This window comes from Mesorhizobium sp. B2-2-4, from assembly GCF_006442375.1.
In the GTDB taxonomy this organism is placed as follows: Bacteria; Pseudomonadota; Alphaproteobacteria; order Rhizobiales; family Rhizobiaceae; genus Mesorhizobium.
The window spans coordinates 433,495-446,406 of record NZ_VFWB01000002.1; the positions used below are offsets into that span (position 1 = coordinate 433,495).

General features: G+C 63.3%; 13 protein-coding genes. 6 read left to right on the forward strand and 7 right to left on the reverse strand.

Going from position 1 to position 12,912, the window contains the following annotated elements:
• Window positions 1-127 precede the first annotated feature (127 nt).
• From FJ959_RS07200 to rnhA, 5 genes are all read left to right on the forward strand, one after another.
• Complete coding sequence (locus tag FJ959_RS07200) at window positions 128-514, forward strand: DUF983 domain-containing protein (protein WP_140494962.1); 387 nt, start codon at window positions 128-130, stop codon at window positions 512-514.
• Window positions 511-1,266 (forward strand): SURF1 family protein, encoded by a 756-nt coding sequence (locus tag FJ959_RS07205; RefSeq protein WP_181171926.1) that lies wholly within the window; start codon window positions 511-513, stop codon window positions 1,264-1,266. The genes FJ959_RS07200 and FJ959_RS07205 overlap by 4 nt, the downstream gene beginning before the upstream one ends.
• A gap of 87 nt (window positions 1,267-1,353) precedes the next feature.
• Window positions 1,354-2,364, forward strand: coding sequence for a 4-hydroxy-3-methylbut-2-enyl diphosphate reductase (gene ispH / locus FJ959_RS07210; RefSeq protein ID WP_140559381.1), 1,011 nt, complete (start codon window positions 1,354-1,356; stop codon window positions 2,362-2,364).
• A gap of 5 nt (window positions 2,365-2,369) precedes the next feature.
• Window positions 2,370-3,332, forward strand: coding sequence for a homoserine kinase (locus FJ959_RS07215; protein WP_140629242.1), 963 nt, complete (start codon window positions 2,370-2,372; stop codon window positions 3,330-3,332).
• A complete protein-coding gene (gene rnhA, locus FJ959_RS07220; protein WP_140494956.1) occupies window positions 3,329-3,862 on the forward strand; it encodes a ribonuclease HI in 534 nt (177 codons plus the stop codon). Before FJ959_RS07215 ends, rnhA begins: the two co-directional genes overlap by 4 nt.
• Before the next feature lie 172 nt (window positions 3,863-4,034).
• On the opposite strand, the gene FJ959_RS07225 is transcribed toward rnhA, so the two are convergent.
• The 3 genes from FJ959_RS07225 to FJ959_RS07235 all read right to left on the reverse strand — a co-directional run bounded on the left by FJ959_RS07225 (window position 4,035) and on the right by FJ959_RS07235 (window position 5,890).
• Window positions 4,035-4,514 carry a DUF2938 domain-containing protein gene (locus FJ959_RS07225; RefSeq protein WP_140520804.1) on the reverse strand — a complete coding sequence of 160 codons (480 nt, stop codon included), beginning with the start codon at window positions 4,512-4,514 and terminating at the stop codon, window positions 4,035-4,037.
• A 2-nt stretch (window positions 4,515-4,516) separates the two neighbouring features.
• The gene (locus tag FJ959_RS07230) at window positions 4,517-4,999 is read right to left on the reverse strand and encodes a peroxiredoxin (RefSeq protein WP_140514835.1); all 483 of its coding nucleotides are present in this window, start codon (window positions 4,997-4,999) and stop codon (window positions 4,517-4,519) included.
• An 84-nt stretch (window positions 5,000-5,083) separates the two neighbouring features.
• Window positions 5,084-5,890 (reverse strand): protein-disulfide reductase DsbD domain-containing protein, encoded by an 807-nt coding sequence (locus FJ959_RS07235; protein ID WP_140514836.1) that lies wholly within the window; start codon window positions 5,888-5,890, stop codon window positions 5,084-5,086.
• A gap of 169 nt (window positions 5,891-6,059) precedes the next feature.
• Between FJ959_RS07235 and FJ959_RS07240 the strand changes: the two genes are divergently transcribed.
• Window positions 6,060-6,668: a YqgE/AlgH family protein gene (locus FJ959_RS07240; RefSeq protein ID WP_140629245.1), complete on the forward strand. Its 609-nt coding sequence runs from the start codon at window positions 6,060-6,062 to the stop codon at window positions 6,666-6,668.
• Window positions 6,669-6,690: 22 nt separating this feature from the next.
• Here the strand turns inward: FJ959_RS07240 and FJ959_RS07245 are convergent, their stop codons facing one another.
• Genes FJ959_RS07245 through thrC form a run of 4 tightly spaced genes read right to left on the reverse strand, consistent with a single transcriptional unit; the run spans window position 6,691 to window position 12,899 of the window.
• Window positions 6,691-9,579 carry an EAL domain-containing protein gene (locus FJ959_RS07245; protein ID WP_140514838.1) on the reverse strand — a complete coding sequence of 963 codons (2,889 nt, stop codon included), beginning with the start codon at window positions 9,577-9,579 and terminating at the stop codon, window positions 6,691-6,693.
• 3 nt (window positions 9,580-9,582) lie between these two features.
• On the reverse strand, window positions 9,583-10,179 hold the full coding sequence (locus FJ959_RS07250; protein ID WP_140494945.1) for a GNAT family protein: 597 nt from the start codon (window positions 10,177-10,179) through the stop codon (window positions 9,583-9,585).
• 15 nt (window positions 10,180-10,194) lie between these two features.
• Complete coding sequence (locus FJ959_RS07255; RefSeq protein WP_140494943.1) at window positions 10,195-11,487, reverse strand: pitrilysin family protein; 1,293 nt, start codon at window positions 11,485-11,487, stop codon at window positions 10,195-10,197.
• A gap of 14 nt (window positions 11,488-11,501) precedes the next feature.
• Entirely contained in the window at window positions 11,502-12,899 is a 1,398-nt protein-coding gene (gene thrC / locus FJ959_RS07260) for a threonine synthase (protein WP_140629248.1), read from the reverse strand.
• Between the last annotated feature and the right edge of the window lie 13 nt (window positions 12,900-12,912).

Consider the following 12,912-nt stretch of genomic DNA (forward strand, 5'->3'; position numbering starts at 1 on the left):
ACGGATTCGGCGGCTGCTTCAATTGGTCGGCTGGACCGACGGCGGCATTGCCGTTACGGACTCCGGCATGGACGAAGTCAGGGCAGTGGTGGTCGATGGAACACCCATCAGGATTGAGCGGCAAGCAATGAGCGACGACAAGGCGATCTGGCCTCCGATCGACCCGATTTCGGCGGGCTTGCATGGACGCTGCCCGCGCTGCGGCGAGGGGCGGCTGTTTTCCGGCTTTCTCACCGTAGGCAAACGCTGCACCAATTGCGGTCTTGATTATTCCTATGCCGATGCCGGCGACGGGCCCGCGGTTTTCGTCATCCTGATCATCGGCTTCATCATCGTCGGCCTGGCGCTCTGGGTCGAAGTGACGCTGAGCCCGCCGCTCTGGCTGCATCTGCTGGTCTGGATCCCGCTGGCGCTGGTGCTGTGCCTGACGGCGCTCCGGCTGATCAAGGGGGTGCTGCTTACGCTGCAGTACCGCAACAAGGCGGCCGAGGGCCGGCTGGATCGCGGCGAATGAGCGACATGTCCGCCAAAGACGGCGGTCGTTCGCGGCCAGGATCGGTATTGCTGCTCGGCATTGGCCTCGTCCTGCTCCTGATCCTGCTGGCGCTCGGCACCTGGCAGGTCCAGCGCCTGCACTGGAAGGAAGGTCTTATCCAGACCATCGACCAGCGCACCCACTCGCGGCCGCTCCCGCTGGCCGAGGTCGAGAAACAATTCGCCTCGACTGGGGACGCCGACTACACGCCGGTGACGGTGACCGGCACGTTCCTGCATTCCGGCGAGCGGCATTTCTACGCGACATGGGAAGGCGAAGCCGGCTTCAACGTCTACACGCCGCTGGCCCTCGACAATGGCCGCTTCGTCCTGATCAATCGCGGTTTCGTGCCATACGATCTGAAGGATGCCGCCAAGCGCGCCAAGGGACAGGTCGCGGGCAAGGTCACGGTCACCGGCCTCGCTCGCAATCCGCTGCCGGCAAAGCCGTCGATGATGCTTCCCGACAACGACGTGGCGAAGAACATCTTTTACTGGAAGGACCGTGACGTGATGGCGGCGAGCGCTGGCTTGCCGGCGAGCGCCAAGCTGGTGCCAATCTTCATCGACGCCGACAAGACGCCGAATCCGGGCGGTTTGCCCATCGGCGGTGTCACCATCATCGACCTGCCGAACAGCCATCTGCAATATGCTATGACCTGGTATGGGCTTGCCGCGGCACTTGCCGCCGTTCTCATCCTGCGGCTTCGCAGGCCAGCGAAAGAGGAATGAGCGCGACCGACCCGCTTGAAGGGCCATCGCCCTTGACAGGACGGGGGTAGGCACCTCATTTCGGCTCTGATCAAACGGCCCGGATTCATGCTTCAGACCACGACAAAGCCTTCTCTGACGATCCGCCTCTGCCAGCCGCGCGGTTTTTGCGCCGGCGTCGACCGTGCTATCCAGATCGTCGTGCTGGCGCTGAAGAAATATGGCGCGCCGGTCTATGTCCGCCACGAGATCGTGCACAACCGCTATGTCGTCGAGGGTCTGCAAAGTCTTGGCGCCGTCTTCATCGAGGAACTTTCCGAGATTCCGGCCGAACATCGGCAGTCGCCGGTCGTCTTTTCCGCGCATGGCGTGCCGAAGTCGGTACCGGCGGATGCCCAGGCGCGCAATTTGTTCTATCTCGACGCCACCTGTCCGCTGGTCTCCAAGGTCCACAAGCAGGCGATGCGCCACCAGCGGCTCGGCCGCCACGTGCTCCTGATCGGCCATGCCGGACACCCCGAGGTCATCGGCACGATGGGACAATTGCCGGAGGGCGCGGTAACGCTGATCGAGACCGAAGCCGATGCCGCGAGGCTTGCGCCGACGGACCCGAAGGCGCTCGGCTTCGTCACCCAGACCACGCTATCGGTCGAGGACACGGCCGGCATCATCCGCGCGCTGCAGGACCGATTTCCCGATTTGCAGGCGCCGGCGGCGGAATCGATCTGCTATGCCACCACGAACCGCCAGGAAGCGGTCAAGGATACCGCTGCTGGCGCCGATCTCTACCTGATCGTCGGCGCGCCCAATTCCTCCAATTCGCGGCGTCTTGTCGAAGTGGCTGAGCGTGCCGGCGCCACCATGTCGCTTCTCGTGCAGCGCGCCGCCGAGATTCCGTGGGACGACATCGGAGACATCTCGACGCTCGGTCTGTCGGCGGGGGCATCCGCCCCGGAGATCATCGTCGACGAGATCATCGATGCATTCCGCCAGCGCTTCGATGTCACGATCGACCTGGCCATCACGGCCACCGAAACGGAGGATTTTCCCGTCATGCGGGTACTGCGCGATGTCGAACTGACGGCGGCCGACATGGCTTTCGTCAACGGGGCGCCGTAAGGCACATGGCGGTCTACACCGACGTTGCGGAAGGCGAACTCGGCGCATTCCTGAAGCACTACCCAGTCGGCGATCTCCTGTCCTACAAGGGCATCGCGGAGGGCACCGAGAACTCGAATTTTTTGCTGCACACCTCCAGCGGCTCCTACATCCTGACGCTCTATGAAAGACGGGTCGAAAAGGCGGATCTGCCGTTTTTCCTCGGGTTGATGGGCCATCTCGCCAAAAAGGGCGTGTCCTGCCCGCTGCCGGTAACCGCGCATGACGGCAGCGTCATCGGCACGCTGGCGGGCCGGCCGGCCGTCATCATCACTTTCCTCGAGGGTCTCTCGCTCCGGCGGCCGACATCGATCCACTGCGCCGAGGTCGGCAAGGCGCTGGCCGCCCTGCACCTGGCCGGAGCTGACTTTCCGATGACCCGCCCCAATGCGCTCGCCATCGACGGCTGGCGCAAGCTCTGGTCGGCAGCCCGCGACCGTGCCGACGAGGTCGAGCCGGGCCTTGCGGCCGAAGTCGACGCCGACTTCGCCGACTTCGAGCGGAATTGGCCGAAGGGTCTCCCGGAAGGCATCATCCATGCCGATCTTTTCCCGGACAATGTGTTCTTTCTCGGCGAGAAGCTCTCCGGCCTGATTGATTTTTATTTCGCTTGCAACGACCTCTACGCCTATGACGTCGCCACATGCCTGAACGCCTGGTGTTTCGAGAAGGATTTTTCCTTCAATCTCACCAAGGGCAAGGCGCTGCTTGCCGGCTACCAAGGTGTGCGGCCTCTGAGCAATCAGGAAAAGGCGGCACTTCCGATGCTGGCACGGGGCTCGGCGCTGCGTTTCATGCTGACCCGGCTGTATGACTGGCTGACCGTTCCCGATGGCGGGCTGGTAATGAAACGCGATCCGACCGAATACATCAGGAGAATGCGGTTTCATCGGACGATCAAATCTGCTTCGGAATATGGGCTGGCATGAGCAAACACGTTGAGATCTTCACCGATGGCGCCTGTTCGGGCAATCCTGGCCCGGGCGGCTGGGGCGCGATCCTGCGCTTCAACGGCGCCACCAAGGAACTATCGGGTGGCGAGGCCGAGACGACCAACAACCGCATGGAATTGCTTGCCGCCATCTCGGCGCTGAACGCGCTCAAGGAACCTTGCACGGTCGATCTTCACACCGACAGCAAATATGTCATGGACGGCATTTCAAAGTGGATCCATGGCTGGAAGAAGAACGGCTGGAAGACCGCCGACAAGAAGCCCGTCAAGAACGGCGAACTCTGGCAGGCGCTGGATGAAGCCAATCGGCGTCACAAGGTCACCTGGATCTGGGTCAAGGGCCATGCCGGCCATACCGAGAACGAACGCGCCGACGAACTCGCTCGTGAGGGCATGGCGCCGTTCAAGAAGGGCCCGGTCAGGCTTGTTTCTACCCCACCCAAGCCGGTCTCGCAGTCCAAGCAGCCGGCGGTGGCAAAGGCGCGGCGTTCGACCCAAAGCTATTGAATTCCGGGGCGGCACCATCCCCAGGCTGGGATCTCTGTCATGCCGGGCCTGCACTATGTGACGCATCCCCAGGTTCAGGTGGACGCCAAGATTCCGGTGCCGGAATGGGACGACGCGCGCCGAATTGTCCACGGGTGGCGGCCGATCGGCAGGCCGGCACAGCCGCAGATCCTCAGCGGATCAGCAGCGCCGTACCGTAGAGTCCGAAAGCGAACACTGTGTGTGACACCAGATTCAGCGCCCGTACCTTCATCGGGTTGGGCCGCTTCGACGCTGCCCAGCCCGCGCCCATGCCGGGCGCCAGCAGGAACCAGCCGGCGCCGACCGTGACCATGCCGAGGATGAAAGCCGGCAGGAAAGTCGGCGCGACAAGCCAGCCCGCTCCGGCCACCACGACAAGGATGATGCCGTAGACGATGCCGACAAAATAGTGAAAGGCCCAGCCCAAAGCCGATTCGTGTACATAGGGCGTCGCATCGCCAATATCGTCGTGAAAGACTTTTTCCCGTAAATGCCAGACCCAGCGGCCAACGGGGGCCCAGTTCGGCCGTGCTTGACCGAACATCTTGTAGAGAAGAAAGGCCCAGATATCCATCAGCAGCGTGGCGCCGACGCCGATCGCCACGCTACGCCAGACGATGTCGAACGTCATGGTCAGAGCAGTTCGAGGATCTTGGCGGCGCCGGATTCATCGACGCCGGGCTTGGTCTCGACATTGAGGGCGGTGACCTTGCCGTCATCGACGATCATTGAAAACCGCTTCGACCGAAGACCCATGCCTCCGCCGGAGAAGTCGGCGTCGAGGCCGATCGCCTTGGCGAAGTCGCCATTGCCGTCGGCGAGGAACAGGATCTTGCCTTCACCGCCGGTGAAGCGTGCCCAGGCGCCCATGACATGGACGTCGTTGACCGAAACCACGGCGACCGTATCGACACCGCGCGCCAGGATGGCGTCGCGGTTCTCCAGGTAGCCCGGCAAATGATTGTTGCTGCAGGTCGGCGTGAAGGCGCCAGGCACAGCAAACAGCACGACCTTCTTTCCCGCAAAAATCTCGGCCGTCGTGATCGGCTTGGGACCGTCGGCAGTCATCGTCTTGAACGTCGTATCGGGCAGTCTGTCGCCAGCGGAAATGGTCATGAGTTCCTCGCTTGGGAGAATGGGGAAGGACGTAGCCTTGGGTAGCGAACTATGCGGTTTCCCGCAACCATCGCGGGGGCTGGATCAAGGGAAAGGCAAGAGCCCTTCGACCGCGCCTGCCGAACTCGTCAGCGTGTAGTGAAGTCCGCCATCCGTGGGTGTCGTCGATGGCCGGTCGAGGATCGGCACGGTGAAGACCAGCTTGCCGTCCTTCTGGCTACGGGCCGGCGAACCGAACATGTAGTCGCGGTCTCCTGCGACGAAGAAGTCCGCCGCTTCCGGATCGCCGGGAAAGCTCGCCTCCACAACCAGCGTTTCATGGTCGCCCGGCAGCACGTTGATGCCGAAGTCGGATCTTGCCGGCGCGGGCAAGGCGGCGAAGCTCGCCTTGACCAGCTCCGCGTCCTCGGCATTGTCCGGGTCGGAGCCGGGGTCGACGGTCAGCCGCGTCTGCACAGGGATGCATATCGTCTCGCAAATGCCGAGGAAAATGTCGGCGTCGATGACGGACGGATCCTTCGCGGCCGACAGCGTGAACGTCACCGGCAGCGAGACCGGATAGTCGTAGCCCGCCCATTTGCCGTAGCCGTCGTCATGACGCTTCGGCGCCGGGAAGGAGAGGCTGGCATCGGAAATGTTGGTGCTGGCGGAGATATCGAGTTGCGGCGGCACACCCGCGTCGCCCGGGTCGCGCCAATAAGTCTTCCAGCCAGGCTTGAGCGCTATGTCGAGAACGCCCCGGATGCGGCCGGCATCGTCGGGCTTGCCGCTCGTCACCAGCCGTACCTTGCCGCCTTCGCTGTTGTACCAGGCGGACGAAGAGGCCGCGGCTGGGAGTGTGATTGCCGATCCGATAACGGCGCCGAGCAACAGGATTTTCAAGCTTTGCATGGTGATGATTTGATCGTCCGTTCATGGCCGTGCAATGATTTCATGGTCTTGCCGGTATCATATTTGCGTGACCTTTGCCGCAGGTAATGATCGGCCGGCGGCACGGGCTTGGTCGAAAACCGGCGCGGTACATCTTTTCGGCGCCCGGGAAACGCGTTACCCTCTGATCATGGACTTGTTGCGCCACAAGAAGACGGCCGCCGGCAGCGGCTTTCTCGACGATCAGTTCCTCATTGCCATGCCTGGCATGAAGGACGACCGTTTCGCGCGCTCGGTCATCTATATCTGCGCCCACAGCGATGAGGGCGCGATGGGCCTGATCATCAACCAGACGCAGCAGATGCTGTTTCCGGACCTTTTGGTGCAACTTGGCATCATGAACGAGCACGAGGCGATCCGGTTGCCCGCCCGTACCCGTGATTTCGTCGTTCGCAATGGCGGGCCCGTCGACCGCAGCCGCGGCTTCGTGCTGCATACGGGCGATTACCGGGTGGAGTCTTCGCTGACCGTTTCCGACGATGTCTGCCTGACCGCGACCGTCGACATATTGCGCGCCATATCGTCGGGCCGGGGACCCCGTCACGCGCTGATGGCGCTGGGCTATTCGGGTTGGGGCGCCGGCCAGTTGGAAACCGAGATAGCCGAAAACGGCTGGCTGACCTGTCCGGCCACTCCGGAGCTTCTGTTCGATACCGACATCGAGCGCAAATACGACCGGATTCTCGCCTCGATCGGCATCGACCTCGCGCATTTGAGTGTAGCGGCCGGCCACGCCTGAGCTCCAGCGGCGTGAAAGCCAACTACGCCTGCGTCAGCGGATACTGTTCCTTCAGCGTCTTCAGCACCTGATCCCCGGGCATCGGGGCGCCGAACATGAAGCTCTGCACATATTCGCAGCCCATCTGGCGCAGCTCCAGCGCGTCGCGCTCGTCCGAAATGCCTTCGGCGACCACCGACAGGCCGAGCTCATGCGCCATGCTGACCATGGATTTGAGCAGCACGGCGCGTTTGGGCGTGCTGTCGTCCACGAAACTCTTGTCGATCTTGATCGTGTCGAAGGGAAAGCGCGTCAGATAGGCGAGCGAAGAATAGCCGGTACCGAAATCGTCCAGCGACAGGCCGATGCCGAGCTGCTTCAGCTTGGTCAGCACATGGGCAGTCTGCTCGGGATTGTCCATAACCAGCGATTCCGTGAGCTCGAGCCGGAAGCAGCGCGGCTTCAGATTGGCCCGCGCAATCACGGAGCGGACGTCGCTGACCAGGTCGCGGCGGATGAGCTGGCGGCTGGAAAGGTTGACCGAAACCGACAGCGGCGCGTCGCCGATCTGCTTTTGCCATGCCGCCAGATCCTCGGCGGCCTGCTGCATGGCGAACAGCCCAAGCTGTACGATCAGCCCGCAGCTTTCGGCGACCGGAATGAAATCCGCCGGCGGGATCATGCCGCGGCGCGGATGGTCCCAGCGCAGCAATGCCTCGAAACCGGCGACGCTGCCATCTTCCAGCCGAACGATCGGCTGGTAGGCAAGCGTGAATTCGCGCCGTTCGATGGCACGGCGCAGGTCGGATTCGAACTGCAGCCGATCGGTGCCGACGGTGCGGAAGGCCGGGCGGAACGGTTCGATCCTGTCGCCGCCGAAGCGCTTGGCCTGATGCATGGCAAGCTCGGCGTCCTTGACCATGTCCTCGGCCGAGGTCTGCGCCGAGGTCCAGGTGATCAGCCCGATCGAGGCGGTCAGCACGATCTCGCGCTTGGCAAAGGTGATCGGGGCGTTGATGGCATGCTTGATGGCGTCCGCCACCGCCGCGATGCGGGCCGGGTCCTGCTCGGAAAGCAGCATCAAGGCGAACTGGTCGCCGGCGAAGCGTGACAGCGAGTCCTTCGGCTTCAAGAGCCGGTGCAGGCGTCGCGCGATGGTGAGCAGGATGGTGTCGCCGGCCGAGATGCCGAGCCCGTCATTGACCTGCTTGAAGCGGTCGATGTCGATGACGAAGACGGTCGGGCGCACCTTCTCTTCGGTCCGTGCGATCGAGATGATCGCCTCGAGCCGGTTCATGAACAATTCGCGATTGGGCAGGCCGGTGAGGTTGTCGTGCACCGCGTCGTGCAGCAGCCTCTCCTCGGATTTTTTCTGCTCGGTGACGTCAACCATGGTGCCGACACAGCGGATGACCTCACCGTCCGATCCGATAACCGGGCGCGCGCGCAGCGCAAACCAGTGATAGTGGCCGTCGGCGCCGCGCAACCGGAAGTTCTGCGCCACCTTGCCGCGACGGTGCTCGAGCACCACGTCGAGCGTGGTGCGGAACGTGTCGCGGTCATCGACATGCAGCACCGGCAGCCAGTTGCGGGCGGCACCCCCCAGGCTGTTGGGGGCGAGGCCGAGCTGGATGCTGACGTCGGGCTTGGTGACGACGCGGTCGCGCAGCACGTCCCAGTCCCACACCGTGTCGCCCGAGCCGGCCACCGCCAGCGCCTGCCGCTCGAGGTCGGAGAACAGGCCCTGGTGCAGCGCGCCTCCGGCGAAGGCATGCTGCATGACGGTGAAGCCGATCAGCAGGATGATGAGGATCAGACCGCCGCCAAGCGCCGGCTGGGCGATGTCGTTGTCGAGCATGCCGGTTATCGCCATCCACGATCCGCATAGCCACAACAGCACCATCACCCAACTGGGCACAAGCATGATCGCGCGATCATAACCGCGTATGCCGAGGAAGATGATCAGGCCGAGCCCGGTCAGCGCGGTGGCGGCGAAGGACAGCCTGGCGATGCCCGCGGCAACCGCCGGGTCGACGATGGCGACGCCGGCGATCAAGAGCAGGCCAAGGATCCAGACCAGCGCCCCATAGCTGAAATGGCCGTGCCATCGATTGAGATTGAGATAGGCGAACAGGAACACCACGAAGGTCGCCGCCAGGGCCACCTCCGTTCCCGCCCGCCACATCTGCTCGTTGCCGGGCGATATCTCGATGATCTTGTTGAGGAAGCCGAAATCGACGCAGATATAGGCAAGCACGGCCCAGGCGAGTGCTGCGGTCGCAGGGAACATGGAGGTTCCCTTGACCACGAACAGGATGGTCAGGAACAGCGCGAGAAGCCCGGCGATGCCGATGACGATGCCGCGGAACAGCGTGTAGGAATTGACTGAGTCCTTGTAGGATTCCGGGTCCCAGAGATAGACCTGCGGCAGCTTGGGCGAGGCGAGTTCGGCGATGAAGGTGATCACCGTTCCCGGGTTCAGCGTCACCCGGAAGACGTCGGCGTCCGGGCTGCTCTGGCGGTCGAGCGCAAAGCCTTCGCTGGGCGTGATGGCGGCGATACGGGTCGAGCCGAGATCCGGCCAGAAGATGCCGGAATTGACCAGTCGGAAATGCGGCGCCACGATCAGCCGATCGAGCTGCTGGTCGGTGGTGTTGGCAAGCGCGAACACGGCCCAGTCGCCGGTGGAACGGGCGTCATTGGCCTCGACCTCGATGCGTCGTACGATGCCGTCGGGCCCGGGCGCGGTCGAAACCTGGAAGTTTTCGCCCTGGTTGCGGTAGATTTCCACGGCGCCGGACAGATCGAGCGCGACATCGTCGCGAGCGATCTTGATCGGTTCGACGGCAAAGGCCGAGGACGCCGCGCACAGCGTCAGGATCGTCGCGAGGACAAAGGCGAACAGCGGCCCGTTGCGCAGGAATTTCGTCAAAAATCAGTCCTTCGTTCCAGCGCCTGGCGGATCGTCCGCGATCCGGGCGTAGAGGTAGTGGTCCTGCCAGATGCCATTGATCCTGAGGTAGGATCGCAGAAGTCCTTCGCGCCGGAATCCGGCTTTTTCAAGCACACGGATCGACCTGATATTGTCGGGAATACAGGCCGCTTCGATCCGGTGCAACCTCAGCGTATCGAAGGCGAAGCGGGTCACGACCTTGACGGCGTCGGTCATCAGGCCACGACCGCCGAAGCGCTCGCCGATCCAGTAGCCGACATGCCCGCTCTGCGAGACCCCGTGGCGTATGTTGCCGAGCGTAATTCCGCCAGCCAACCTGCCGCTCGACTTCTCGAATATGAAGAAGGCGATCGCGGTTCCCTGCGCATAGTCCTCGCGGTAGCGGCTGATGCGCAGTCGCCATGCCGCCCGGTCAAGCTCGTCCGGCGCCCAGCGCGGCTCCCATGGTTCGAGGAATGCCCGGCTCTCGCCGCGCACAGTCGACCACTCCCGGTAGTCATTGGTGAACGGCACGCGCAGCGTCACGCGGTCGCCCTTCAGTGCCGGCAGGTCGCGGCGAAAGAAAGGGAGCGCGAACACGGCGCTTGTGCGGGCTTAGACGGCGAGCTTGCGGGCCGTGGTGGGCGTGCCCGGAAGCGAATCGAGGATCGCTTCGTATGGCGCCAGCGTACCCACGGGCCCTACAGCGGTAAGCGTCGGTTTGGTCGAGAACAGCCGTGACGACAGGTCGGTCAAACGATCGACCGTCAGCGCCGAGAGCCGCTCCATCAGTTCCTCCTTGGCGATCGGCCGGCCGAACAAGAGCAGCTGTCGCGCGATCTGCGAGGCGCGGCTGGCCGGACTTTCCGCCGACATGATCAGACCTGCGCGGTATTGTGCGCGCGCCCGGTCCAGCTCTTCCTGCAGGATGTTCTCGCCGGCCTTCTGCAATTCCTCGATGATGACGGGCACCAGTTCGGCGATGTCGCTCTGCCCGGTCGCGGCATGGACGCCGAATATGCCGGTATCGGAAAAGCCCCAGTGGAAGGCATAGACCGAATAGCACAGGCCACGCTTTTCGCGGACTTCCTGGAACAGCCTGGACGACATGCCGCCGCCGAGGATCATCGACAGCACCTGCGAGGCGTAGAAATCGCGCACATGGTAGGCGCGGCCTTCGAAGCCCAGCACGATCTGCGCGTCCATCAGGTCGCGGTCCTCGCGGAAATCGCCGCCAACATATTGCGCATATTGCGGGATGGTGTTGTCGGCCTTGGTGCGGAAGCCGCCGAGCTGCTTTTCCACTTCGCGCACGAAATTGTCGTGCTTGATGTCGCCGGCAGCCACGATCACCATGCGCTCGGCGCCGTATTGGCGCTCGATGAAATCGTGCAATTGCTTCGACGTGAAGGATTTGACGGTTTCCGGCGTGCCCAGAATCGAGCGGCCGATGGTCTGGTGGCGAAAGGCGGTCTCGGTGAACCGGTCGAACACGATGTCATCGGGCGTGTCGTGCGCGGCGCCGATTTCCTGCAGGATCACGTGCTGCTCGCGTTCGAGCTCCTGCGGATCGAATTCCGATTCCTGCAGGATGTCGGCAAGAATGTCGACGGCCAGCGGCACGTCGTCGGAGAGCACCCTGGCATAGTAGGATGTGGTCTCGACGCTGGTGGCGGCGTTGATCTCGCCGCCGACGTCCTCGATTTCCGAGGCGATCTCGAAGGCTGTTCGCCGCTTTGTGCCCTTGAACGCCATGTGCTCGAGCAGATGGGCCATGCCATGCTCTTCGTCACGTTCATTGCGGGCACCCGACTTGACCCAGGCACCCAGGGCAACCGATTCGATGCTTGGAAGGGTTTCGGTGGCGACTGTCAGGCCGTTCGACAGACGGCTTACCTCAACACCCATATGGTTCGTACTCCTTAACGCGCCGCTCGCGCACGGCGGCTGACGTAATCTTCCACCATTTTCAGGTCGGATGGAAGTACCGTGTATTTTTCCTCCGATGTCATCAACCCACCTAGCCATGCGGGCAGTGCGGGTGACACGCCGCTGGCGGCCTCGACGGCGGCCGGGAATTTTGCTGGGTGCGCAGTGCCCAGCACCACCATCGGCACGGCATTCGAAGCCTTGCCGGCCGCGACATGCACGGCTGCCGCGGTATGCGGATCAAGCAGGTAGTTGCTGGCCGCGAGCGTCGAGCGGATCGTCGCGGCGACCTCGTCCATATCTGCGCGGCCGGCATCGAATTCGGCTCGCATCCCCGCGATCTCCGTGGCTTCTATGGTGAAGGCGCCGGATTGTTTGAGCCCGGCCATGTAGCGCCGCACGGTCGCCGGGTCGCGGCCCGACGCCTCGAACAGCAGGCGCTCGAAATTCGACGACACCTGAATGTCCATGGAAGGCGAGGTGGTCGCGAACACGCCCTTGGTGCGGTATTCGCCGGTCGCGAAAGTGCGTGCCAGTATGTCGTTGTCGTTGGTGGCGATGACCAGCCGATCGATCGGCAGGCCCATTTTTTTGGCGGCGTAGCCGGCAAAGATATCGCCGAAATTCCCTGTGGGCGCGGTGAAGGAGACGGGGCGATCGGGCGCGCCGAGCGACAGGGCCGAGGAGAAATAATAGACGATCTGGGCCATGATGCGGGCCCAGTTGATTGAATTCACCCCCGACAGCGAGACACGGTCGCGAAAGCCGTGATCGTTGAACATGTCCTTGAGCATGCCCTGGCAATCGTCGAAATTGCCTTCGATCGCCAGGGCATGCACGTTCTCAGCCTTCGATGTCGTCATCTGCCGTTGCTGCACCGGCGACACGCGGCCATGCGGGAAGAGAATGAAGATGTCGGTGCGGCTGCGCCCGGCGAAGGCGTCTATCGCTGCTCCGCCGGTGTCGCCCGATGTGGCTCCGACGATGGTGGCATGCTGGTTGCGTTCGGCGAGCACATGGTCCATCAGCCGGGCGAGCAACTGCATCGCGACGTCCTTGAAGGCGAGCGTAGGTCCATGGAAGAGTTCGAGGATAAAAGCGTTGGGGCCGGTCTGGACCAGCGGGCAGACAGCCTCGTGGCGGAAGGTGGCATAGGCCTCCCGCACCAGACGCTCGAACACGGGAGCCGGGATTTCGTCGCCAAGAAACGGCGACAGCACGCGGATGGCCAGCTCGGAATAGGCCAGGCCGCGCATGGCGCGGATCTCGGCCATCGAGAATTGCGGCCACTGGCGCGGCACATAGAGCCCGCCGTCGCGTGCCAGGCCTGTCAGGACGGCATCGCAAAACCCAAGCGCGGGCGCCTCGCCGCGGGTACTCACATATTGCATCGTCACAATTCCG

What these genes read in the sequence shown, in the direction of transcription:
- FJ959_RS07225 (WP_140520804.1), bottom strand. Translation starts at nt 4,514, where the DNA reads ATGACGTTCGACATCGTCTGGCGTAGCGTGGCGATCGGCGTCGGCGCC.
- thrC (WP_140629248.1), bottom strand. Translation starts at nt 12,899, where the DNA reads ATGCAATATGTGAGTACCCGCGGCGAGGCGCCCGCGCTTGGGTTTTGC.
- rnhA (WP_140494956.1), top strand. Translation starts at nt 3,329, where the DNA reads ATGAGCAAACACGTTGAGATCTTCACCGATGGCGCCTGTTCGGGCAAT.
- FJ959_RS07205 (WP_181171926.1), top strand. Translation starts at nt 511, where the DNA reads ATGAGCGACATGTCCGCCAAAGACGGCGGTCGTTCGCGGCCAGGATCG.
- FJ959_RS07215 (WP_140629242.1), top strand. Translation starts at nt 2,370, where the DNA reads ATGGCGGTCTACACCGACGTTGCGGAAGGCGAACTCGGCGCATTCCTG.
- ispH (WP_140559381.1), top strand. Translation starts at nt 1,354, where the DNA reads ATGCTTCAGACCACGACAAAGCCTTCTCTGACGATCCGCCTCTGCCAG.
- FJ959_RS07200 (WP_140494962.1), top strand. Translation starts at nt 128, where the DNA reads ATGAGCGACGACAAGGCGATCTGGCCTCCGATCGACCCGATTTCGGCG.
- FJ959_RS07230 (WP_140514835.1), bottom strand. Translation starts at nt 4,999, where the DNA reads ATGACCATTTCCGCTGGCGACAGACTGCCCGATACGACGTTCAAGACG.
- FJ959_RS07240 (WP_140629245.1), top strand. Translation starts at nt 6,060, where the DNA reads ATGGACTTGTTGCGCCACAAGAAGACGGCCGCCGGCAGCGGCTTTCTC.
- FJ959_RS07255 (WP_140494943.1), bottom strand. Translation starts at nt 11,487, where the DNA reads ATGGGTGTTGAGGTAAGCCGTCTGTCGAACGGCCTGACAGTCGCCACC.
- FJ959_RS07235 (WP_140514836.1), bottom strand. Translation starts at nt 5,890, where the DNA reads ATGCAAAGCTTGAAAATCCTGTTGCTCGGCGCCGTTATCGGATCGGCA.